The following is a 22,318-nucleotide window of genomic DNA, read 5'->3' on the forward strand; positions in this document are numbered from 1 at the left end:
TCCATTTTTGTTTCCGGAGCGAAGAATCGAACGCGGCCGCGGAGTGATTATGAGGCGATGGCTCCCGCACCCCCTGGTCCCGGCACGGTCGGCGACCGCGTGCTGCGTGAAAAGGAGCGGGCCGAGAACTTTCCGGTAGCACTGCGGATACTTCCCCGTGACCTGCGCGCGGACCTGGTGGCGGTGTACGACGTCGCCCGGGTCATCGACGATCTGGGTGATGAGTCAGCAATCGAGGACCGCACGCCCGGGTTATTGCGATTCCAGCGCGATCTGGAACGCGCCTTTCGGGGGGATCAACCACACGAACGGGTATTGCGTGATCTTCTTCCCGCGATTCACCGGCGGGATCTGGAACTCGACCCGTTCAATCGCCTCGTGCGGGCGAACCTCCAGGACCAGCGAGTCGCGTCCTACGCCACGCAGGCCGAACTGGAGGACTACTGCGTGCTCTCCGCCGATCCGGTCGGGCGGATCGTGCTGCGCGTCTTCGGCGTGCGCGACCCGGTCGCCGAGCGCCTGTCCGACCGGGTGTGCACCGCGCTCCAGCTGATCGAGCACTGCCAGGACGTGGCCGAGGACCGCCGCAACGGGCGGGTCTACCTGCCGCGAACCGGCCTGGCCGCGTTCGGCGCCACCGAGGCCGACCTGGACGCCACCACGACGAGCCGCCCGGTGCGGCTGGCCGTCGCCGCCCAGACCGCCCGCGCGCTCGACCTCCTCACCGAGGGCGCGGCGCTGCTGGACCGCCTGCACGGCTGGGCGCGGCTCGCCGTGGCCGGCTACATCGCCGGGGGACTGGCCACCCTCGACGCGCTGCGCCGCGCCCGCTGGGACGTCCTGGCAGGCACCCCGCGCCCGCGCAAGACCGACGTCCTGGCGCACCTGACCGCCCTGCTGGTGCGCCCGTCCGCCCATGTCCGACGGATCCGGGAAGGTGGTCGGCTCACATGACGACACCCACGATCGACCAGGCCTACGCCACCTGCGAGGACATCACCAGGACGGAGGCCCGCAACTTCTACTGGGGCATCCGGCTGCTCACCCGTCAGCGCCGGTCGGCGCTGTGCGCGGTGTATGCGCTGGCGCGGCGCGTCGACGACATCGGCGACGGCGACCTGCCGGTCGAGGAGAAGGCCGCGCAGCTGGAGATCGTGCGCAAGGAGCTGGCCGCGCTGGACCGCAGCACCGACCCGGTGATGGTCGCGGTCGCCGACGCCGCCCACCGCTATCCGGTGCCGCTGGAGGCGTTCGAGGAGCTGCTCGACGGCGTGTGGATGGACATCGAGGGCCGCCGTTACGGCACCTTCGACGAGCTGACCGAGTACTGCCGGTGCGTGGCCGGGTCGATCGGGCGGCTGTGCCTGGGCGTGTTCGGGCACAAGCCGCACCCGCAGGCCGCCCGCTACGCCGACGCGCTCGGGATCGCCCTGCAGCAGACGAACATCCTCCGCGACATCCGCGAAGACCTCCTGGGCGGCCGGATCTACCTGCCGAAGGAGGACCTCGACGCGTTCGGGGTCGAGCTGCGGATCACCGACGGCGCGCTGGCCGACCCGGACGGCGGCCTGGCGAACCTCATCCGCCACAGCGCGGCCCGCGCCCGCGAGTGGTACGCCGACGGCATGCGGCTGGGCCCGCTGCTGGATCGCCGCAGCGGCGCGTGCTGCCTGGCGATGGCCGGCATCTACCGGCAGCTGCTGGAACGGATCGCCGACGACCCCGCCGCGGTGTACGACAAGCGGCTTTCGTTGTCCGGCAGGGAAAAGCTGGGCGTGGCGGTCCGCGCGCTGGGCGGGCGGGCGGCATGAGGCAGCGGGTCGCGGTCGTCGGTGGCGGTCTCGCCGGGATCACCGCGGCCCTGCGCTGCGCCGACGCCGGGCACGAGGTGACGCTGCTGGAGTCCCGCGGCCTGCTGGGCGGCCTGACGCACTCGTTCACCCGCGGCGGCCTGCACGTCGACAACGGGCAGCACGTGTTCCTCCGCTGCTGCACCGCGTACGTGAATCTCTTGCGGCGGCTCGGGGTGATGGACCGCGTGCACCTCCAGCCGCGGCTGGAGATCCCGGTGCGCTCGCCGCGGCTGCGCCGTCCGGTGTGGCTGCGCCGCAACCCGTTGCCCGCGCCGCTGCACCTCGCGGACTCGGTGCTGCGCTACACCCCGCTCGGCCTCGGCGACCGGATGCGCTTCGCCGGCGCCGCGCTCGCGCTGAAGTCGGTCGACCCGGCCGCGCCCAGCTCCGACCGGCGCACGTTCGGCGAATGGCTGTCCGCGCACGGGCAGAGCCGTGAGGCGATCACCAAACTCTGGGACCTGGTGGGCATCGCGACGCTGAACGCCCCCGCGGAGCGGGCGTCGCTCGGCCTGGCCGCGACCGTCTTCCAGGTGGGCCTGCTGACCGACGCGGACGCGGCCGACATCGGCTGGGCCACCGTCCCGCTGCGGCGGCTGCACGGCGAGCCCGCGCTGGCCCGGCTGACCGAGGCGGGCGTCACCGTCCGGCTCAACGCCAAGGTGACCGGGCTGTCCCGTGCGGACGGCTCCTGGCGGATCGGGACCGGCGAGCCGGTCGAGGCCGACCAGGTCGTGCTGGCCGTGCCGCCCCCGGTCGCGGCGAAACTGCTGCCCGCGGGCGCAGTCCGGCTGCCCGCGGACTTCGCCGACGCGCTGGGCAGCTCGCCGATCGTCAACGCGCACGTCGTCCTCGACCGCCCGGTCACGGACGAGCCGTTCTTCGCCGTCGTCGACTCGCCGCTGCAGTGGGTGTTCGACCGCACCGCCTCCGCCGGCCTCGACCGCGGCCAGTACCTGGCGATCTCGCTGTCCGCGGCCGAGGAGGAGATCGACCTGCCGGTGCGGGCGCTGCGGGAACGCTTGCTGCCCGCGCTGCGCGAGGTGCTGCCCGCCGCACGCGACGCGGAGGTGCTCGACTTCTTCGTGACACGAGAACGGCACGCCACGTTCCGTCCCGCGCCGGGCAGCGCGGGGCTGCGCCCACAGGCCCGCACCCGCGCCCCGGGGCTGGTTCTGGCCGGCGCGTGGACCGCCACCGGGTGGCCGGCGACCATGGAAGGCGCCGTGCGCAGCGGTGAGGCGGCCGCCCAAGCCGTGCTCGGGACCCCCGCGGGGGCGCCGGGCCGATCGGAAGGGATACCCGCATGACCGCTGTACTCGATTCCCTGCAGCAGGGCAGGCAGGCCGTCCTGCCCGCGATGCGGGCCGCCGTCGACCGGCTCGACCCGGCCAGCCGCGCCATCGCCTACTACCACCTCGGCTGGACCGACCTGGACGGCAACCCGACCTCCGGCGGCGGCAAGGCCGTGCGTCCCGCGCTGGCGCTGCTGTCCGCCGAGGCCGCGGGCGCGCCACCGGCCACCGGGCTGCCCGGCGCGGTCGCGGTGGAGCTGGTGCACAACTTCTCGCTGCTGCACGACGACTTGATGGACGGCGACACCGAGCGGCGGCACCGGCCGACCGTGTGGGCGGTGCGCGGCGCGGCCAGCGCCATCCTCACCGGCGACGCGATGCTCGCCCTGGCCAACGAGGTCCTGCTGGACGCCGAGGGACCGGGCGCGGTCGCCGCGGCGCGCCTGCTGTCCGAGGCGGTCGGCGAGCTGATCCGCGGCCAGGTCCTCGACGTGGCCTTCGAGCAGCGCGACGACGTCACCCTCGACGAGTGCCTGGACATGGCGGGCGGCAAGACCGGCGCGCTGCTGTCGGCCAGCTCCGCGATCGGCGCCGTGCTCGCCTGTGCGCCCGCCCGCACGGTCGAGGCGCTCGCCGGGTTCGGCGCCGACCTCGGCCTGGCCTTCCAGCTGGTCGACGACGTGCTCGGAATCTGGGGCGAGCCGTCGGTCACTGGCAAGCCGGTGCACTCCGACCTGCGGGCCCGCAAGAAGAGCCTGCCGGTCACCTACGCCGTCACCCACGGCGGCGCGCCCGGCCGGGAGCTGGCCGCGTGGCTGACCGGCGGCGACGTCGCCGACGACGCGGCCGTGCGCCGCGCCGCCGACCTGGTCGACCTGGCCGGCGGGCGGGCGTGGGCGCTGGAGGAAGCCCACCGCCGGATGGCGGCGGGACGGCAGAAGCTCGAGGACGCCGAGGTCCCGGGACGGGTGCGCGAGGAGCTGCTGGCCCTCGCGCGGTTCATCGTGACCAGGGAGGCCTGAATGACGCAGACCGCGGACCCGGCGGCCAGATCCGCCGCCGGCGCCGCCGAGACGCTGGACCGTGCGGTCGCCCACCTCAAGGGGCTGCAACGCGACGGCGGCTGGTGGAAGGGCGAGCTGCAGACCAACGTCACCATGGACGCCGAGGACCTGCTGATGCGGGAGTTCCTCGGCATCCGCACCGCGCGTGAGACCGAGGAGGCCGCGCGCTGGATCCGCTCGCAGCAGCGCGCGGACGGCACCTGGGCCACCTTCCACGGCGGCCCCGGCGACCTGTCGACCACGCTGGAGGCGTGGGTCGCGCTGCGGCTGGCCGGGGACTCGCCGGACGAGCCGCACATGCGGCGGGCGGCGGAGTTCGTCCGCGCGGGCGGCGGGGTCGAGGCCAGCCGCGTGTTCACCCGGATCTGGCTGGCGCTGTTCGGGCTGTGGTCGTGGGACGACCTGCCGAACATGCCGCCCGAGCTGGTGCTGCTGCCGTCCTGGGTGCCGCTCAACGTCTACGACTGGGGCTGCTGGGCGCGGCAGACCGTGGTGCCGCTGACCGTGGTCAGCACCCTGCGGCCGGTCCGCCCGCTGCCGTTCGGCATCGATGAGCTGCGCACCGGCGTGAAGCGCGGCGGCGGGCTCGTCGCGCCGTGGACCTGGTCCGGCGCCTTCCACTACCTCGACAAGGCCCTGCACCTCTACGCCAAGGTCGCGGTCAAGCCGGTGCGGGAGTTCGCCATGCGGCAGGCCGCGGAGTGGATCCTGGCCAGGCAGGAGGCCGACGGCGGGTGGGGCGGCATCCAGCCGCCGTGGGTGTACTCCCTGCTCGCGCTGCACCTGCTCGGCTACTCGCTGGACCACCCGGCGATGCGCGCGGGCCTGCAGGGGCTGGAGGGGTTCCTGATCCGCGAGGAGACGCCCGAGGGCACCGTGCGGCGGCTGGAGGCCTGCCAGTCGCCGGTGTGGGACACCGCGCTGGCGATCACCGCGCTGCTGGACGCGGGCGCGCCCGCCGACGACCCGCACGTGCTCAAGGCCGTCGACTGGATGCTCGGCGAGGAGATCACCGTGCGCGGTGACTGGGCCGTGCGGCGGCCCGACCTCGACCCGGGCGGCTGGGCGTTCGAGTTCGCCAACGACCTCTACCCGGACACCGACGACACCGCCGAGGTCGTGCTCGGCCTGCGCCGCGTCGCGCATCCGGACCGGGAGCGGCTGTCCGGGGCGCTGGACCGCGCTGTGGCGTGGGTGACCGGCATGCAGTCCCGCGACGGCGGCTGGGGCGCGTTCGACGCCGACAACACTCAGGAACTGACCACCAAGCTGCCGTTCTGCGACTTCGGCGCGGTGATCGACCCGCCGTCCGCGGACGTCACCGCGCACGTGGTCGAGATGCTGGCCAAGGAGGGCAGGGCAAGCAGCCGGGAGTGCCGCCGCGGCGTGAAGTGGCTGCTGGACCACCAGGAACCCGACGGGTCGTGGTTCGGCCGCTGGGGCGCCAACTACGTGTACGGCACCGGCGCGGTCGTGCCCGCGCTCGTCGAGGCCGGGGTGCCTGCGTCGGCCACCGCGATCCGCCGGGCGGTGCGGTGGCTGGCCGAGCACCAGAACGCCGACGGCGGGTGGGGCGAGGACCTGCGGTCCTACCGCGACCCGTCGTGGGCCGGGCGCGGCGACTCGACCGCGTCGCAGACCGCGTGGGCGCTGCTGGCGCTGCTCGCGGCGGGGGAGCGGGACTCGGAGGTGACCGCGCGCGGCGTGCGGTGGCTGGCGCAGACCCAGCGCGCCGACGGCACCTGGGACGAGCCGCAGTTCACCGGCACCGGCTTCCCCGGCGACTTCTACATCAACTACCACCTGTACCGGCTGGTGTTCCCGGTGACCGCGCTCGGCCGGTACCTGGAACGGTCATGACCGGCGTCGTGGTCGCGCCGATGCGCGTCGAGGCCTCCGCGCTGCGGACGCCGGGCCTGGTGGTGCTGCGCGGCGGGATGGGCCCGCGCCGCGCGGCGGAATCGGCGCAGCGGCTGGCCGAGGCCGGACGGCCGGTCCTGGTCGCCGGGGTCGGCGGGGCGCTCGTGCCGGAGGTGCGGCCGGGCGACCTGGTGGTGGCGACCGAGATCGACGGCCCGGACGGGCGGGTGCCGCTGCACTCGGCGCCGGTGCTCGCCGCGGCGCTGCGGCGGCTCGGGCTGACCGTCCACCTCGGACCGATCGCGTCCGCGCCCTCCGTCGTGGACGGTGCGGAACGGGCCAGGTACACGCGAAACGGCGCGCTGGCTGTCGACATGGAGTCCGCGGAGTTCGCGTCGCTGCCCGGTCCGGTCGCGGTCGTGCGGGCCATTGTGGACACCCCGGACCAGCCGCTGTGGCGGCCGGGCACGGTGCTGCGTGGCCTGAGCGGACTGCGGTCGCTGCGGGCGGCGGTCCCGGCGCTGCGCGAGTGGTGCGAGGCGGCGGGGGAGGGCGAACTGCTGCTCGCCAGCCCGCGCTCGTTCTGCGCCGGCGTCGAGCGCGCCATCGAGATCGTCGAGCGGGCGCTGGAGCGGTACGGCGCGCCGGTCTACGTGCGCCGCCAGGTGGTGCACAACGCGCACGTGGTGCAGCGGCTGGAGGCGCTGGGCGCGGTGTTCGTGCAGGAGGTCGGGGAGGTGCCGCGCGGCGCGACGACGGTGCTGGCCGCACACGGCGTCGCCCCGGCCGTGCGGGCCGCGGCGCAGGCACGGGACCTGCGCGTGATCGACGCGACCTGCCCGCTGGTCATGAAGGTGCACACCGAGGTCAAGCGCTACACCGGGCGCGGCGACACGGTGTTCCTCATCGGGCACGCCGACCACGAGGAGGTCGAGGGCACGGTCGGGGAGGCGCCGGAGCGGATCGTGGTGGTCGAGGACGCCGAAGCGGCCGCGCACGTGCGGGCCCCCGAGGGCGGCGTGGCCTACGCGATGCAGACCACGCTGGCCGTGGACGAGGCCGACGAGATCGCCTCGGTGCTGCGCTCGCGGTTCCCCGGGATCGAGGGCCCGCGACGCGACGACATCTGTTACGCCACCACCAACCGCCAGCGCGCGGTGACGGCGGTGGCCGAGGAGGCGGACCTCGTTCTCGTGGTCGGCTCGGCGAACTCGTCCAACTCGGTGCGCCTGGTGGAAGTGGCGCGGCGGCGGGGGACCAGGGCCAGGCTCGTCGACGACGTGTCCGAAGTGGACCTGCGCTGGCTGGCCGGGGTGAAGCGGATCGGGATCACCGCGGGCGCCTCGGCCCCACCGGACCTGGTGGCGGAGCTGGTGCGGTGCCTTCGCGGGCTGGGCAGGTCGACGGTGACCGAGCGCGCGGAGGCCGATGAAGACGTGGTTTTCACACTACCCCGGGAGGTGAGCTAGACCATGGGCATGCCACTACGCCAGTCGATCCGGCTGGGTGCGTTCCTGGCCAAGCAGAAGCTGCTGCGCAAGGAGAAGTTTGCGATCCTGGTCGAGCTGGAACCGTTGTTCGCGTGCAACCTCAAGTGCGGTGGCTGCGGGAAGATCCAGCAGCCCGCGCACCTGCTGAAGCAGCGGATGCCGGTGCAGCAGGCCGTGGGCGCCGTGGAGGAGAGCGGCGCGCCGATGGTGTCCATCGCCGGTGGTGAGCCGCTGATGCACCCGCAGATCCACGAGATCACGCGGATCCTGCTGGAGCGCAACAAGATCGTGTTCCTGTGCACGAACGCCCTGCTGCTGCCCAAGCACATCCACAAGTTCAAGCCGCACCGCAACTTCACCTGGATGGTCCACATCGACGGGCTCGAGGAGAAGCACGACGCGTCGGTGCGCAAGGAGGGCGGTTTCCAGGCCGCGGTCGACGCGATCCAGCTCGCGAAGTCCAAGGGCTTCAAGGTGATGACGAACACCACGTTCTTCAACACCGACACCCCGCAGGACGTCATCGACGTGCTGGACTACCTCAACGACGTGGTCAAGGTCGACAACATGCAGCTCTCGCCCGGGTACGCGTACGAGAAGGCCCCGGACCAGGAGCACTTCCTCGGGGTGCAGCAGACGCGGGAGCTGTTCTCCAAGGCCTTCGCCGACGGGCGCCGCAAGAAGTGGCGGCTCAACCACTCGCCCGTGTTCCTCGACTTCATCGAGGGCAAGCGGGACCTGGAGTGCACGCCGTGGGGGATCCCGTCGTACTCGCTGCTGGGGTGGCAGCGGCCGTGCTACCTGCTCGACGACGGCTACGCCAAGACCTGGCGGGAGCTGATCGAGGAGACGGAGTGGGACAAGTTCGGCCGCGGCAAGGACCCGAGGTGCGCGAACTGCATGGCGCACTGCGGCTACGAACCGACGGCCGTGATCGCGACGACGAGCAGCCTGAAGGAGACGATCCGCGCCGCCGTGAGCGTGTGAGCTGTCCGGCCCCGCCTCCTCGTCCGGGGGCGGGGTCAGCTCTCGAAGAACTGGTGGTCCACGGCGATGCGCCCGTCCGCGGCGAGGGTCAGGATCTCCAGTCCCGCGCTGCGCGCCTGCCCGGTGTCGTCGGCGAGCTCCCAGTTGAACTTGACGGTGTCGCCGAGGCGGTCGGTGTTGCCGAGGGCTCTGAGCGTGACGCCGGCGGGCGCCAGGAAGTCCTCGTGGCCGTGGCGCACGCGCTGTTCGATGGCGGCGTGACCGCGGGCCGCCAGGACCGCCTGGCCGAACCCGAGGGCGGTCGCACGGTCCCGCATCTCCCGGGGCGGTTGCAGCAGGTGCACGCCGTCCTCGGACCACAGCAGCTCGATCAGCTTCCGGCGCGCGCTCGCGTCGGTTTCGTTCCACAGCGCGACATAGCGTTCGACAAGATCCATGGCGGAAGCTTCGCCGGGGCCGGGATTGCGGACAATTCCCGCGCGGGTATCAGCCGTGCGCCGCGGCCCACTCCGGGTAGCCGTCCTCCAGGCGCGCCGCCCCGCGGCCCGCCTCGGTGAGCAGCCGGACCGCCTCGTCCGCGTAGACGCAGTACGGGCCGCGGCAGTAGGCGACCACCTGGGCGCCGTCCGGGACCTCCGTCAGCCGCGCCCGCAGCTCGCCGATCGGGATCGACACCGCGCCCGGGATGTGGCCCGCCGCGAACTCCGGGGCGGGGCGCACGTCGAGCACCACCACGTCGCCGTCGCGGAGCCGCCGGTCCAGCTCGTCGCGCGTGATGGTGTCCAGGCCGGACCGGTCGCCGACGTAGTCCTCCGCGAGCCGGGCCAGGCCCTCGACGTGCTGCTCGGCCGCCGCGCGCATCGCCAGCCACAGCTGCGCCACCGCGGCGCCGGCCAGTGAGTAGAACACGCGCGTGCCCTCCCGGCGGGTCCGCACCAGGCCGGACCGCAGCAGCCGCTGCAGGTGCTGGGAGGTGTTGGCCACCGACTGGCCGATCTCGGCGGCGAGCTCGTCGACCGGCCGCTCACCCTGCACGAGCACGTCCACCAGCTCCGCGCGCCGCCCGCTGGCCAGCGCCTTCGCGGTCTCGGCCAGCGCGTCGTACAGCTCGGTCTTCGCCGCTCGCTCACCCACGCGACCAGCATATTCAAGAGAACTCTTGACAAGCAACCGGGCGCGGGTCTCTTATTCAAGAACTCACTTGAACAAGCGCGGAGGTGCGCGATGACCACCGGCGTGGACACCCGGGCCCTGGAGACCCGGGTCAAGCGGATGTACGAACTGGTCGCGACGGAGCCGGGCGCGGGGTTCCACTTCGAGCTCGGGCGCGAGGACGCCGTCCGGGCGGGCTACGACCCCGCGGTGCTCGACGCGGTCCCGGCGCCCGCGGTCGAGTCCTTCGCCGGGGTCGGCTACCTCTTCGACCTCGCCGCACTCGCCCCCGGCGAGACCGTGGTCGACCTCGGCAGCGGCTGGGGCATGGACGCCTTCTGCGCCGCCGCTCTCACCGGCCCGTCCGGTCACGTGATCGGCGTCGACTTCACTCCGGCCCAGCCGGCCAAGGCCCGCCGCCTCGCCGCCGAGTCGGGCGCCACGACACTGGAGTTCGTGGACGAGCACATCGAGCACCTCCCGCTGGCGGACGGCAGCGCCGACTGCGTGATCTCCAACGGTGTGATCAACCTGTGCCCGGACAAGGAAGCCGTCTTCGCCGAGGCCGCCCGGGTGCTGCGGCCGGCCGTCGCCGACATCGTCAGCGAACCGCCGCTGCCGGAATCCGTGGTGGGCAACGCCGCCGCCCCACGAGACCGCTACCGCGACGCCGGTGCGAGCTACGGCGTGCGCAGCGTTTCCGTGCTGGCCACCAAACCGCGGCGGTGACCGACCATGTCCACTGTAGACGTCCTGCCCCTCGTGGACGAAGGGCTCGGCAACTCGGCCTACCTCGTCGACCTCGGTGACGGCCGGGCGCTGGTCGTCGACGTGAGCCTGGACCTGCGGGCCGCCCGGCGCGCGGCCGCGCGCCGTGGTCTGCGGCTCGCCTTCGCCGCCGACACGCACCTGCACGCCGACTTCGTCTCCGGCGCCCGGCAGCTCGCGGCCACCGACGGCGCCCGCGTCCTCGCCTCTGCCGCGGGGCACCGCGAGTTCACCCACGACGGCCTGCGCGAGGGCGACGAAACCGACCTGGGCGGGCTGCGCCTGCGCGCCCTGTTCACCCCGGGCCACACCCACGAGCACCTGTCGTTCCTCCTGCTCGACGGCGCCGCCCCGGTCGGGGTGTTCACCGGCGGCTCCCTGATCGTCGGGGCCGCGGCCCGCACCGACCTGGTCGACCCGGCCCGCACCGACGAGCTGGCCCGCCGGCAGTACGCCTCCCTGCGGCGGCTGGCGACCCTGCCCGACGAGGTCGCGGTGTGGCCCACCCACGGCGCCGGCTCGTTCTGCTCCGCACCGCCCGGCGCGCGGCGCACCAGCACCATCGGCGCCGAGAAGGCGAGCAACTCCTTGCTGCGCGCGGAAAACGAGGACGCCTTCGTCGCCGCGCTGCGGGGATCGCTGGGCAGCTTCCCGTCCTACTTCCGGGAACTGGCCGACACCAACCGCCGCGGCGTGGTCCTGCCCGGTGATCCGGTCCTGCCCGGCCTCGACGTGGACCGGGTGCGCGCGCTGGCCGCCGACGGCGCAGTGGTGGTCGACGCGCGTCCCGCCGCCGACTTCGCCGCCGGGCACGTGCCGGGTGCGCTGTCGATCCCGCTGCGCCCGGCGTTCGCGTCCTGGCTCGGCTGGCTCGTGCCCTCCGACCGTCCGATCGTCGTCGTGCGCGGCGGCGACCAGGACCCGGCCGAAATCGCCTGGCAGGCGGTCAAGATCGGCCGCACCGACCTGGCAGGCGAGCTCGACGGCGGGCTCGCCGCGTGGACCGCCGCCGGGCAGCCGGTGCGGCGCGCGCGGGTCGTCACGGCCGACGGGGTCGGCGGGCGGCCGGTGCTCGACGTGCGCCAGGACGCCGAGTTCGCCGCCGGTCACCTGCCCGGCGCCCGGCACCGCGAGCTGGGCCGCCTCGACGCGCGCGAGCTGCCGCGGGAACCACTGGTGGTGATGTGCGGCCACGGCGAACGGGCGATGAGCGCCGCGAGCCTCCTCGAACAGGCCGGCCACCGGGACATCTCGGTGGTGCTGGCCGGCGGCCCCGCCGAGTGGGCCCGCGCGACCGGGAACGCCCTGGTGACCGGCGCGTGACGGTCCGGCTGGGCCTGCGCGCCAACCTCGCCCAATTCAGCCTCCTGGTCGCGGTCAACGCCCTGGTCGGCGGTGTGCTGGGCCAGGAACGGACCGTCCTCCCGCTGCTGGCGGGGCCGGTGTTCGGCCTGACCGGCTACACCGTCCTGCTCACCTACGTGCTCGCGTTCGGCCTCACCAAGGCCGCCGCCAACTACCTCGCCGGCACCCTGTCCGACCGCTACGGGCGCAAACCCGTGCTGCTCGCCGGGTGGCTGACCGCCGTGCCGGCGCCGGCGCTGCTCGCTCTCGCCCCGGACTGGGGCTGGATCGTCGCCGCCAACGTCCTGCTCGGTCTCAGCCAGGGGCTGACCTGGTCGACCACCGTGATCATGAAGATCGACCTCGCCGGCCCGCGGCGGCGCGGACTGGCGATGGGGCTCAACGAGGCCGCCGGGTACGGCGCGCTGGCGATCACCGCGGCCGCCACCGGCTACCTCGCCGCGCACTACGGCCTGCGCCCCGCCCCGTTCCTCCTCGGCGCGGCCTACGTCGCGCTCGGCCTTGGCCTGACCGCGGTGTTCGTGCGGGAGACACGCGGCCACGCCCGCTTCGAGTCCCGCGCCCACGCCGCCACCGGAGAACTGAGCGGCTGGGCCGTGTTCGCCCGCACCAGCGTGCGGGATCGCGCGTTGTCCGCGGCCAGCCAAGCCGGATTGGTGAACAACCTCAACGACGGCCTCGCGATGGGCCTGTTCCCGATCCTGTTCGTCACCGCGGGGCTGTCCGTGGCCGGCGCCGGCGTGCTCGCCGCGCTCTACCCCGCGGTCTGGGGCGCCGGGCAGCTCGTCACCGGCCCGTTGTCGGACCGCTGGGGCCGCAAGCACCTGATCACCGCGGGCATGCTGGTGCAGGCCGCCGCGCTCGGGCTGACCGCGCTCGCCACCGGTTTCGCGACCTGGGCGGTGGCGATGGTGCTGCTCGGCGCGGGCACCGCGATGGTCTACCCGACGCTGCTCGCGGTGGTCGGCGACGTCGCGCATCCCGCGTGGCGGGCCCGCGCCGTCGGTGTCTACCGGCTCTGGCGGGACAGCGGCTTCGCGGTGGGGGCGGTGGTGTCCGGGCTCGCCGCCGATCTGTGGGGCGTGCGGGCGGCGGTGGCGCTCGTCGCCGTGCTCACCGCCGCCTCCGGGATCGCGGTCGCGATCCGCATGCCCGAAACCCGCCCCGGTTGACTACGGGATCAGCAGCACCTTGCCCGTCGTGCGGCGGCCCTGCAGGTCCTCGTGCGCCTTCGCGGCGTCGGACAGCGCGTATTTGGCGCCCACGCGGACCTTCAGTGCGCCCGAGGTGACCGCCTCGAACAGCTCGCCCGTGCGCCACTCCAGCTCCTCGCGCGTGCGCACGTAGTGGGCCGACGTCGGGCGCGTCAGGTAGACCGAGCCCGCCGAGTTCAGCCGCTGCGGGTCGACCGGCGGGACCGGGCCGCTCGCCGCCCCGAACAGCACCAGGAAACCCCGCACCCGCAGGCTCGCCAGGCTTCCGTCGAAAGTGGACTTGCCGACCCCGTCGTACACCGCGGCCACACCCTCGCCGCCGGTCAGCTTCCGGACCTCCTCGGCGAAATCGACCTGGTCGTACCGGATCACCTCGTCCACGCCGGCTTCGCGGGCCAGCGCCGCCTTCTCCTCGGTCGACACCGTGCCGATCACCCGCGCGCCCCGCGCCTTCGCCAGCTGCGTCAGCAGCAGGCCGACGCCGCCCGCGGCCGCGTGCAGCAGGATCGTGTCGCCCTCCTGCACCTCGTACGTGGACCGCACCAGGTAGTGCGCGGTGATGCCCTGCAGCATCGTCGCCGCGGCGGTCTCCAGCGACACGCCCTCGGGCACCGCGACCGCCGCGCTCGCCGGGATCCGGGCCCGCTGCGCGTACCCGCCGAGCACGCCCTGCCACGCCACCCGGTCACCGGCCGAGAAGCCCGTCACGCCCTCGCCGACCGCGGCGACCGTCCCGGCGCCCTCCATGCCCAGCGTGACCGGCAGGTCGATCTTGTAGATCCCGCTCCGCTGGTAGGTGTCGATGTAGTTCACGCCCGCGGCGGCCACGTCGACCAGCAGCTCGCCCGGCCCGGGATCGCCGACCTCGACGTCACCGGCCTCCAGCACCTCGGGTCCGCCGGTCTGCCGAATCTGCACTGCCGTGGGCATCGCCTGTGTCCTCCTGACGTGGTCGGGTTCACCTCGCACAACCGGGTGGGCCGCGCGGATCTTCCCTAAGATGCCGACATGGCTGAAGAGACCGAGGCACCGGCGCCCACCGCCAAGCAGCTTACGACCGCCCGCCGCTTCGTCGCCGAGCACGGCAAGCCGGCCAAGGCCGTCGTGGAGAACATCGGCCGCGCCGGGGCGCGCGTGGTGCTCGTCGGCCACGACGGCGCGATGGGCGACGTCGTCGTCCCGTCCGTGGAGACCGGCCAGAAGCTCGTCGAGGCCGTGGAGGACCTGGAACCGGCCGAGTGGGACGCCGAGACCGTCAACTCCACGCGGATCGGGCCCGGCCACCGTCGCCGGATGGCCGGGCACGCCCTGTAGGAACTAGGAAGCGGGTTCGAGCCGCTTCGCGGCGAGGCGTTCGGCGCGCGGCCACCGCACGTCGCGCGCCCAGCCCAGCTTCTCGAAGATCCAGATCACCCGCGCCGACACGTCCACCTGCCCGCGCAGCACGCCGTGCCGGGCGCACGTCGGGTCCGCGTGGTGGGAGTTGTGCCAGGACTCGCCCATGGACAGGATCGCCAGCGGCCAGAAGTTCGCCGCCTTGTCCCGGCTGGCGAACGGCCGGTCGCCGATCATGTGGCAGATCGAGTTCACCGACCACGTCACGTGGTGCAGGAACGCGATCCGCACCAGCCCGGCCCAGAAGAACGCGGTCACCGCGCCCCACCACGACCAGCTCAGCAGCCCGCCGAGCAGCGTCGGCAGGCCCAGGCTCAGCACGATCCACAGCCAGAACAGCCGGTTGACCACGCGCAGGTCGTCGTCGGCCAGCAGGTCCGGCGCGAACCGCTCGTAGTTGGTCACCTCACGCTGGAACATCCACCCCATGTGCGCGTGCCAGAAGCCGCGCAGCAGCGCCGCCGGGCTCGTGCCGAACAGCCAGGGGGAGTGCGGGTCGCCCTCGCGGTCGGCGAACGCGTGGTGGCGGCGGTGGCTGGCCACCCAGAAGATGACCGACCCCTGCACCGCCATGCTGCCGGCGATCGCCATGGCGACGCGCAGCGGACGGCCGGTCTTGAACGCGCCGTGCGTGAAGTACCGGTGGTAGCCGACCGTCACCCCGAGGGTCGCGACGACGTAGAAGAACACCGCCAGGCCCAGGTCGAGCCAGGTCAGGCCCCAGCCCCACGCCAGCGGAACAGCGGTGATCAGGGCGAGGAACGGGATCAGCAGGAACGCTTTGAGCACGATCATCTGACCGGAGGACCGGCGATGCGAGATCAGCGGTTTCGTCATGGGCGGCAGTAACCTCTCTCTCCGGCCCCACCGTACGGAGCCGTCTTGGCGAATACCCCCCTCGGGCGTTACTACCGCATGACGGGCGACGAAACCTCGCCCCAGCCGCGGTCAGCCGCGGGCCGCGGTCAGCTCCGGCTCGCGCGGCGCCGGGCCGGCCGAGGTGACCGGGCCGCGGTCGCGGCAGCCGCACCACAGTGCGGCGGTCGCCACGATCACCAGCGCCGAGCCCAGGACGTGCAGCGACACCAGCGCCTCCGGGATGCCGAGGGCGTATTGCACCGATCCCAGCACACCCTGCGCCAGCGCGACCACCCACACGATCGCGTAACGCCGCCACAGCGCGGCCGGCGTGCCGCCGCGCATGAGCACCAGTCCGAAGGTCGCGAGCACCAGCAGGTAGGCGACCAGCAGGCCGCCGTGGACCTGCGCGAGCACCTCGATCGGCGCGTCCAGCCGGTGGGTCTCCGGGTCGCCGCCGTGCGGGCCCGCGCCGGTCACGGTGGTGCCGGCGATCAGGATCGCCCACAGCGCCACGACGAGCGTGACCAGCAGTTTCTTCGCCAGCGGCGGGATGAGCCAGCGGGCCGGCTGGTCACCCTCGTTGAACGCGCGCAGCAGCAGCACCGCGAGCCACACCAGCGGGGTGGAGGCGAGGAAGTGGATCGCGACAGTCCACCACTCGAGCTTCGCGAGCACCGTGATGCCGCCGACCACGGCCTGCAGCACGACCCCGCCGGGCATCGTCCAGGCGAGCTTCACCAGGCGCTTGCGCTCGGGGTGGGCGATCTGCACGCGCCACGCGGCGAGCACCGCCAGCGCGGAGACCAGCACGACCACGACGGTGAGCAGCCGGTTGCCGAACTCGATCCACTGGTTGAGCGTGTCGAACTCGGGGTGCGCGACCGGGACCATGCTGCCCGGGAAGCACTGCGGCCAGGTGGGGCAGCCCAGGCCCGAACCGGTGACCCGGACGACCGAGCCGGTGACCCCGATGCCCGCCTGGGCCACGATCGCGGCGACGGCGATCGCGCGCTGCACCGGGCGCGACGGGTAGGGCAGACGGGCGATCAGGGAGCTCAGGGCCACAGCAACATCCTAGAGTTATGTCAGTTTTGTCGTTTTCGCGGCCACCGCTGCCGCCAGCACGCCCCACACGGCGAGCACGAGGACCGGGCCGACGGCGAACTGCCCGTCGACGAGCGCGGCGCGCAGTCCCTCGGCCAGCGCTCCGGACGGCAGGAGTTCGATCACGGTCGCGGCCGCCGACGGCAGCGTGGACGGCGCGAGCAGGATGCCGCCCGCGAGCAGCAGCACGAACCACACGATGTTGGCCAGCGCGAGCACCGCCTCCGCGCGCAGCGACCCGCCGAGCAGCACGCCCAGCGCGCCGAAGCTCAGCGTGCCGAGCACCAGCAGCACCACCGCCTCGGCGATGCCCGCCGGCGACGGGCTCCACCCGAGGAATGCGGCGACCACGCCGAGCACGACGACCTGCAGCAGCACCACGACCAGGGCCGCGACGATCCGGCCCGCGACGAGCAGCCAGCGCGGGATGGCGGTGGCCGACAGCCGCTTGAGCACCCCGTAGCGGCGGTCGAAGCCGAGCGCGATGGCCTGCCCGGTGAACGCCGACGACATGACCGCGAGCGCGAAGATCCGCGGCGTCACCCAGTCCGCTTTGGACACTCCGGCGAGGTCGCCGGACGGCAGGATGTCCAGCAGCGTCAGGCCGATCAGCAGGGCGAGCGGGATGAGCAGGGTGAGCAGGATCTGCTCGCCGTGCCGGAGCGTGAGGCTGGTCTCCAGCTTCGCGTGGGTGAGCAGCATGCGCGCGCGGCTGCCCGCGCCCGGCGCGGGGGTGAAGGTGCCGGCGGGGAACCGGGCCGGTGCGGTCACGAGCGCAGCTCCCGTCCGGTCAGTTCGAGGAAGACCTCTTCCAGGTCGCGCTTGCCGACGTGCAGCTCCTCGGCCAGCACGCCCTGCTGCGCGCACCACGCCGTCACCGTGGACACCACCTGCGGGTTCACCTTTCCGGAGACCTGGTAGCTGCCCGGCGCGGACTCCTTGACGTGGTAGCCCTCGGGCAGCGCGGCGGAGAGCAGGTCGGTGTCCAGCCCGGCGCGGGCCTTGAACCGCAGCTGCGCGGTGTCGGCGTCGTCGGCGGTCAGCGCGCTCGGCGTGCCCTCGGCGATGACCTTGCCGTGGTCGACGATCACCACGTCGTCGGCCAGCGCCTCGGCCTCCTCCATCAGGTGCGTGGTGAGCAGCACGCTGACGCCGTCGGCCCGCAACGCGCCCAGCAGCTCCCACACCAGGCGGCGGGCCTGCGGGTCCATGCCCGCGGTCGGCTCGTCGAGGAACACCAGCTCCGGCCGCCCGACCAGGGCGCAGGCCAGCGACAGGCGCTGCTGCTGGCCGCCGGAGAGGCGCTTGAACGGGGTGCGGCGCGCGGGGGCGAGGCCGAGGACGTCGAGCAGCCACGCGGGGTCGAGCGGGTTGGCGGCGCAGGCGGCGACCAGGCCCAGCATCTCGCCGGCGCGGACGCCGGGGTAGGCGCCGCCGCCCTGCGGCATCACGCCGATGCGGGGGCGCAGCGCGGCGCCGTCGCGGACCGGGTCCAGGCCCAGCACCCGCACCGAGCCGGAGTCGGCGCGGCGGAAGCCCTCGCAGATCTCGACGGTGGTGGTCTTGCCGGCGCCGTTGGGACCGAGCAGCGCGAGCAGGCGCCCGCGGTCCATCTTGAGGTCCAGGCCGTCGACCGCGGTCTTCGAGCCGTACCGCTTCACCAGCCCGGTGATCTCAACGGCAGGTGTGCTCACGACTGTCAAGCGTACGACCTCGGCTCAGGCCACCGGCTGCGGATCCCTCTTCAGCAGAAGAGGTGCCCTGCGCCACACGACGACCACCGCGACGGCGACGACGAGAGCCGCGGCCAGGTAGGCCTGCGGCACGACGAACGAGCGGCCGTCGAACGTGCTCCCCGGTGGCGCGGCGAGGAACGCCAGCGCGACGCTGGCGACGCTGGCGGCGACCCGGAAGCGGGAGGTGCCCGCCGCGGCGGCGAGCGGGATGACCGCCCACAGCAGCCACCACGGCTGCATCGCGACGTGCAGCATCATGAACGCGCCCAGCGACACCCCGAGGCCGATGATGGGCCGGTAGCGCCAGCGGAAGCTGTCCCAGAGGAACTTGGCCGTGATGAGCCCCGCCAGCGCGGTGCCGGCCAGCTGCAGGATGGACACGAGCGCGTTGGTGTGGTTGCCCAGGCCGAGCGCGATGCCCAGCACGCCGCCCAGGTTGGCCAGCTCGGCGGTGGGGGAGATCCAGCTGCGCACCAGGCCCGGCGTGCCGAGGGCGCCGACCCAGCCGAAGCCCAGCCCGGTGCCCAGGCACACGGCCACCATGACCACCGCGAACACGCCCGTGACCAGCGCCGCGGCGCGCAGCAGGTCGGTGATGCGGCCGTGCCAGCGGCGGGCGATCATCACGCCGAAGAAGCCCAGCGCGATGATGGCGTTGATCTTCACCGCCGCGCCGAGCGTGATGACGGCCGCGCCGAGCACGATGAACAGGACCTCGCCGCGGGCCAGCGGCGGCGCCGTGTCACCGGTGACGCGCACCGGGAGGCGGCGGATGCCCAGCTCGAGGCCCGCGACCATGAGGCCGATGCCGAGGGCTTCGTTGTGCGCGCCGGCGACCAGGTGGAACAACACGAGCGGGTTGGCCGCGCCCAGCCACAGCGCGGTGGCCGGTTCGACGCCGAAGCGCTGCGCCAACCGCGGCAGGGCCCAGATGATCAGGGCGACGCCGGCCAGTGCCAGGGCGCGCTGCAGCAGCACGCCGGCGACGATGTTGTCGCCGACGATCGCGGAGATCCAGCTGCCCAGCTTGAGGAACAGCGGGCCGTAGGGGGCCGGGGTCTCGCGCCACATGTTGGACACGCCGCTGGTGAGCGGGTCGGCGACGCCGAGGGCCTGCGCCGGGCCCAGCGAGTAGGGGTCCATGCCGCGGTGCACGATCTCGCTCTGCGCCAGGTAGCTGTAGACGTCGCGGGAGAACAGCGGCGGGATGAACATCAGCGGCGTCAGCCACATGACGAGGGTGCGGGTGAGCTGCGCACGCGTGGCGAGGCGGGCGCGCCCCGGCCGCGCGAACCGGCCGAGCAGCAGCCAGCCCACGACGAGCATGCCCATGCCGGCGAAACAGATGGCCAGCGAGACGGTGGGGATGCGGGCGAACAGGCGCAGGACGGGGATGTCCTGGACCGGGTTGAGCACCGGGGCCGCCCCCGCGCCCAGCGAGCCGAGCGCGAGCAGCAGGGCGCCGATCGTGCCGAGGCGGCGGATGATGTCGAGCGCGCGCAGTTCGCGCTGCTCCAGCGGCCCGGCCTCGGGGGGCCGCACCGGGGACAGCGGTACCGCCACCGCACCGCCACCGGTGCTCTGCTCGCCCAATGCCACACAGAGAGGGTATCGACGCCGCGAAGGGCTGTGGTGAAGGGCAGTTCACGAGCGCGAACACCGTGTCTGACGTGCGGTGGAGCAGGCCGCCGCCGCTCCGGGCGCGGTACGCGAGCCCTGGGGGACTTGCGGTGGTGGGTCGGGCGCGCGCCCCTGGGTGCGGAGCTCGCGGCGGGCGCGAGCCGAGCGGCCGGGGCGCGCACGTCCGGCGGCGGGTGGCACGCCGCGCTCACCCACCAGAGTGACCCGGCCGACCTCGCCGACCGGCCCCGACCAGCGCCTACGCTTCCGGCGCAGTGACCCCGCTCACCGTGAGATGACCACTCTTTGCCTCCCCGCCCGAAATACGACACACTTATGTTGTGAAAAACAGCGGGACCACCCAGCACGAGGACGGCGCGAGCCGTCCCGGTGCCGTGGTGCCCGCTCAGGCCACCCCGGAAGGGCGGACTCGCCACGAGGTCGCCCGCCTCCTGCTGGAGGACGGCCCCATGACGGCGGGTGTCGTCGCGGAGCGGCTGGGCATCAGCCCGACCGCCGTGCGCCGCCACCTGGACGCCCTGGTCGCCGACGGGGAGGCCGAGACGCGGGACGCGCCCCGGCGCGGACCGCGTGGCCGGGGCCGCCCGGCCAAGCTCTTCCTGCTCACCGAGACGGGACGGGCGCGGTTCGGGCACGCCTACGACGACCTCGCGGTCGCCGCCATCCGGTTCCTCGCCGAGCACGCGGGCGAGGACGCGGTGCGGGCGTTCGCGGAGCGGCGGGTGGCCGCCCTGGTCGAGCCGCACCGGGCCGCGGTCAACGCGGCCGACGGCCCCGCACACCGGGCGGAGGCCCTGGCCGCCGCCCTGACCAGGGAAGGCTACGCTGCGTCCACCCGCCAGGTGGGCGCATCGGCCACCGGTGCCGGCGCGCAACTGTGCCAGCACCACTGCCCGGTCGCCCACGTCGCCGCTGAGTTCCCGCAGCTGTGCGAGGCGGAGACCGAGGCGTTCGCCAAGCTGCTGGGCACCCACGTCCAGCGGCTGGCGACCATCGCACGCGGTGACGCCGCGTGCACGACACACGTCCCTGCGGAAAATCCGCCGGGTCTGCAAGCGAAAGCTCCGGACGGAGGGGAACGCGAATGACTGCCGCTGCCGAGCAGCGCAATCCCACCACGACGCCGCTGTCCCAGGAAGAGACCATCGAGTCCCTGGGCAACTACGCGTTCGGGTGGGCCGACCCGGACGCCGCGGGCGCCAGCGCCCGCCGCGGGCTGAACGCCGACGTGGTGGCTGACATCTCCGCGAAGAAGAGCGAGCCGGAGTGGATGCTCGAGGCGCGCCAGAAGGCGCTGAAGCTCTTCGAGCGCAAGCCCATGCCGAACTGGGGCGCGGACCTGTCGGGCATCGACTTCGACAACATCAAGTACTTCGTCCGCTCCACCGAGCAGCAGGCCGCCAGCTGGGACGAGCTGCCCGAGGACATCAAGAACACCTACGACAAGCTGGGCATCCCGGAGGCGGAGAAGCAGCGCCTGATCGCCGGCGTCGCGGCCCAGTACGAGTCGGAGGTCGTCTACCACAAGATCCGCGAGGACCTCGAGGCCCAGGGCGTCATCTTCCTGGACACCGACACCGGCCTCAAGGAGCACCCGGAGCTGTTCCAGGAGTACTTCGGCTCGGTCATCCCGGCCGGTGACAACAAGTTCTCCGCGCTGAACACCGCGGTGTGGTCCGGCGGGTCGTTCATCTACGTGCCGCCGGGCGTGCACGTGGACATCCCGCTGCAGGCCTACTTCCGGATCAACACCGAGAACATGGGCCAGTTCGAGCGGACCCTGATCATCGTCGACGAGGGTGCCTACGTGCACTACGTCGAGGGCTGCACCGCGCCGATCTACAAGTCGGACTCGCTGCACTCGGCCGTCGTCGAGATCATCGTGAAGAAGGGCGGCCGCTGCCGCTACACGACCATCCAGAACTGGTCGAACAACGTCTACAACCTGGTCACCAAGCGCGCCAAGTGCGAAGAGGGCGCGACCATGGAGTGGATCGACGGCAACATCGGTTCCAAGGTGACCATGAAGTACCCGTCGGTCTTCCTGATGGGTGAGCACGCCAAGGGCGAGGTCCTCTCGATCGCCTTCGCGGGCGAGGGTCAGCACCAGGACGCCGGCGCGAAGATGGAGCACCTGGCGCCGCACACCTCCTCGACCATCGTGTCGAAGTCGGTGGCGCGCGGCGGCGGCCGCACCTCCTACCGCGGCCTGGTCAAGGTCGCCAAGCGGGCGCACCACTCCGCCTCGACGGTGAAGTGCGACGCGCTGCTGGTCGACACCATCTCCCGCTCGGACACCTACCCCTACGTCGACATCCGCAACGACGAGGTGTCGATGGGCCACGAGGCGACGGTGTCGAAGGTCTCCGAGGACCAGCTGTTCTACCTGATGTCCCGCGGTCTCACCGAGGACGAGGCCATGGCGATGGTCGTGCGCGGGTTCGTCGAGCCCATCGCGCGCGAGCTGCCCATGGAGTACGCGCTCGAGCTGAACCGCCTGATCGAACTGCAGATGGAAGGAGCCGTCGGCTGA

General features: G+C 73.1%; 21 protein-coding genes. 13 read left to right on the forward strand and 8 right to left on the reverse strand.

Annotated elements, in window-relative coordinates; translation table 11 throughout:
* The first annotated feature begins 57 nt into the window (after positions 1 to 57).
* Genes hpnC through hpnH form a run of 7 tightly spaced genes read left to right on the forward strand, consistent with a single transcriptional unit; the run spans position 58 to position 8,549 of the window.
* Positions 58 to 954: a squalene synthase HpnC gene (gene hpnC, locus ABZ193_RS27390; protein WP_084506185.1), complete on the forward strand. Its 897-nt coding sequence runs from the start codon at positions 58 to 60 to the stop codon at positions 952 to 954.
* Positions 951 to 1,811: a presqualene diphosphate synthase HpnD gene (hpnD, locus tag ABZ193_RS27395; RefSeq protein ID WP_237339003.1), complete on the forward strand. Its 861-nt coding sequence runs from the start codon at positions 951 to 953 to the stop codon at positions 1,809 to 1,811. The genes hpnC and hpnD overlap by 4 nt, the downstream gene beginning before the upstream one ends.
* Positions 1,808 to 3,163: a hydroxysqualene dehydroxylase HpnE gene (gene hpnE, locus ABZ193_RS27400; RefSeq protein ID WP_354711987.1), complete on the forward strand. Its 1,356-nt coding sequence runs from the start codon at positions 1,808 to 1,810 to the stop codon at positions 3,161 to 3,163. Before hpnD ends, hpnE begins: the two co-directional genes overlap by 4 nt.
* Positions 3,160 to 4,170 (forward strand): polyprenyl synthetase family protein, encoded by a 1,011-nt coding sequence (locus tag ABZ193_RS27405; protein ID WP_020421277.1) that lies wholly within the window; start codon positions 3,160 to 3,162, stop codon positions 4,168 to 4,170. The genes hpnE and ABZ193_RS27405 overlap by 4 nt, the downstream gene beginning before the upstream one ends.
* Positions 4,171 to 6,072 carry a squalene--hopene cyclase gene (shc, locus tag ABZ193_RS27410; RefSeq protein WP_020421276.1) on the forward strand — a complete coding sequence of 634 codons (1,902 nt, stop codon included), beginning with the start codon at positions 4,171 to 4,173 and terminating at the stop codon, positions 6,070 to 6,072.
* The gene (ispH, locus tag ABZ193_RS27415) at positions 6,069 to 7,541 is read left to right on the forward strand and encodes a 4-hydroxy-3-methylbut-2-enyl diphosphate reductase (RefSeq protein WP_354711988.1); all 1,473 of its coding nucleotides are present in this window, start codon (positions 6,069 to 6,071) and stop codon (positions 7,539 to 7,541) included. The genes shc and ispH overlap by 4 nt, the downstream gene beginning before the upstream one ends.
* 3 nt (positions 7,542 to 7,544) lie before the next feature.
* Positions 7,545 to 8,549 (forward strand): adenosyl-hopene transferase HpnH, encoded by a 1,005-nt coding sequence (hpnH, locus tag ABZ193_RS27420; RefSeq protein ID WP_020421274.1) that lies wholly within the window; start codon positions 7,545 to 7,547, stop codon positions 8,547 to 8,549.
* A gap of 35 nt (positions 8,550 to 8,584) precedes the next feature.
* Here hpnH and ABZ193_RS27425 read toward each other — a convergent pair whose 3' ends face one another.
* The gene (locus tag ABZ193_RS27425) at positions 8,585 to 8,986 is read right to left on the reverse strand and encodes a hypothetical protein (protein WP_354711990.1); all 402 of its coding nucleotides are present in this window, start codon (positions 8,984 to 8,986) and stop codon (positions 8,585 to 8,587) included.
* 49 nt (positions 8,987 to 9,035) lie between these two features.
* Positions 9,036 to 9,683, reverse strand: a complete 648-nt coding sequence (locus tag ABZ193_RS27430; RefSeq protein WP_354711992.1) for a metalloregulator ArsR/SmtB family transcription factor — start codon at positions 9,681 to 9,683, stop codon at positions 9,036 to 9,038.
* A gap of 90 nt (positions 9,684 to 9,773) precedes the next feature.
* Between ABZ193_RS27430 and ABZ193_RS27435 the strand changes: the two genes are divergently transcribed.
* The 3 genes from ABZ193_RS27435 to ABZ193_RS27445 are packed head-to-tail and all read left to right on the forward strand — an operon-like array spanning position 9,774 to position 13,006.
* Positions 9,774 to 10,430, forward strand: a complete 657-nt coding sequence (locus ABZ193_RS27435) for a methyltransferase domain-containing protein (RefSeq protein ID WP_354711994.1) — start codon at positions 9,774 to 9,776, stop codon at positions 10,428 to 10,430.
* Between the two features lie 6 nt (positions 10,431 to 10,436).
* Positions 10,437 to 11,792, forward strand: a complete 1,356-nt coding sequence (locus ABZ193_RS27440) for an MBL fold metallo-hydrolase (protein ID WP_354711995.1) — start codon at positions 10,437 to 10,439, stop codon at positions 11,790 to 11,792.
* On the forward strand, positions 11,789 to 13,006 hold the full coding sequence (locus ABZ193_RS27445; protein WP_354711996.1) for an MFS transporter: 1,218 nt from the start codon (positions 11,789 to 11,791) through the stop codon (positions 13,004 to 13,006). Before ABZ193_RS27440 ends, ABZ193_RS27445 begins: the two co-directional genes overlap by 4 nt.
* Here ABZ193_RS27445 and ABZ193_RS27450 read toward each other — a convergent pair whose 3' ends face one another.
* On the reverse strand, positions 13,007 to 13,978 hold the full coding sequence (locus ABZ193_RS27450; protein WP_027936331.1) for a quinone oxidoreductase: 972 nt from the start codon (positions 13,976 to 13,978) through the stop codon (positions 13,007 to 13,009).
* Between the two features lie 78 nt (positions 13,979 to 14,056).
* Here ABZ193_RS27450 and ABZ193_RS27455 point away from each other — a divergent pair, with 78 nt between their 5' ends.
* Positions 14,057 to 14,362, forward strand: coding sequence for a hypothetical protein (locus ABZ193_RS27455; protein WP_020421267.1), 306 nt, complete (start codon positions 14,057 to 14,059; stop codon positions 14,360 to 14,362).
* A 3-nt stretch (positions 14,363 to 14,365) separates the two neighbouring features.
* Here ABZ193_RS27455 and ABZ193_RS27460 read toward each other — a convergent pair whose 3' ends face one another.
* From ABZ193_RS27460 to mptB, 5 genes are all read right to left on the reverse strand, one after another.
* A complete protein-coding gene (locus ABZ193_RS27460; protein WP_020421266.1) occupies positions 14,366 to 15,280 on the reverse strand; it encodes an acyl-CoA desaturase in 915 nt (304 codons plus the stop codon).
* Between the two features lie 111 nt (positions 15,281 to 15,391).
* Positions 15,392 to 16,369, reverse strand: coding sequence for a COX15/CtaA family protein (locus tag ABZ193_RS27465; protein ID WP_237339014.1), 978 nt, complete (start codon positions 16,367 to 16,369; stop codon positions 15,392 to 15,394).
* A 15-nt stretch (positions 16,370 to 16,384) separates the two neighbouring features.
* The gene (locus ABZ193_RS27470) at positions 16,385 to 17,110 is read right to left on the reverse strand and encodes an ABC transporter permease (protein WP_157358747.1); all 726 of its coding nucleotides are present in this window, start codon (positions 17,108 to 17,110) and stop codon (positions 16,385 to 16,387) included.
* A gap of 65 nt (positions 17,111 to 17,175) precedes the next feature.
* The gene (locus tag ABZ193_RS27475; RefSeq protein WP_020421263.1) at positions 17,176 to 18,102 is read right to left on the reverse strand and encodes an ABC transporter ATP-binding protein; all 927 of its coding nucleotides are present in this window, start codon (positions 18,100 to 18,102) and stop codon (positions 17,176 to 17,178) included.
* Between the two features lie 24 nt (positions 18,103 to 18,126).
* On the reverse strand, positions 18,127 to 19,737 hold the full coding sequence (gene mptB, locus ABZ193_RS27480) for a polyprenol phosphomannose-dependent alpha 1,6 mannosyltransferase MptB (RefSeq protein ID WP_020421262.1): 1,611 nt from the start codon (positions 19,735 to 19,737) through the stop codon (positions 18,127 to 18,129).
* A gap of 422 nt (positions 19,738 to 20,159) precedes the next feature.
* On the opposite strand from mptB, the gene ABZ193_RS27485 reads away from it, so the two are divergent.
* Positions 20,160 to 20,873 (forward strand): metalloregulator ArsR/SmtB family transcription factor, encoded by a 714-nt coding sequence (locus ABZ193_RS27485; RefSeq protein WP_157358746.1) that lies wholly within the window; start codon positions 20,160 to 20,162, stop codon positions 20,871 to 20,873.
* Positions 20,870 to 22,318 (forward strand): Fe-S cluster assembly protein SufB, encoded by a 1,449-nt coding sequence (sufB, locus tag ABZ193_RS27490; RefSeq protein ID WP_020421260.1) that lies wholly within the window; start codon positions 20,870 to 20,872, stop codon positions 22,316 to 22,318. The genes ABZ193_RS27485 and sufB overlap by 4 nt, the downstream gene beginning before the upstream one ends.

Source organism: Amycolatopsis sp. NPDC006125, from assembly GCF_040614195.1.
Taxonomy (GTDB): domain Bacteria; phylum Actinomycetota; class Actinomycetes; order Mycobacteriales; family Pseudonocardiaceae; genus Amycolatopsis_E; species Amycolatopsis_E tucumanensis.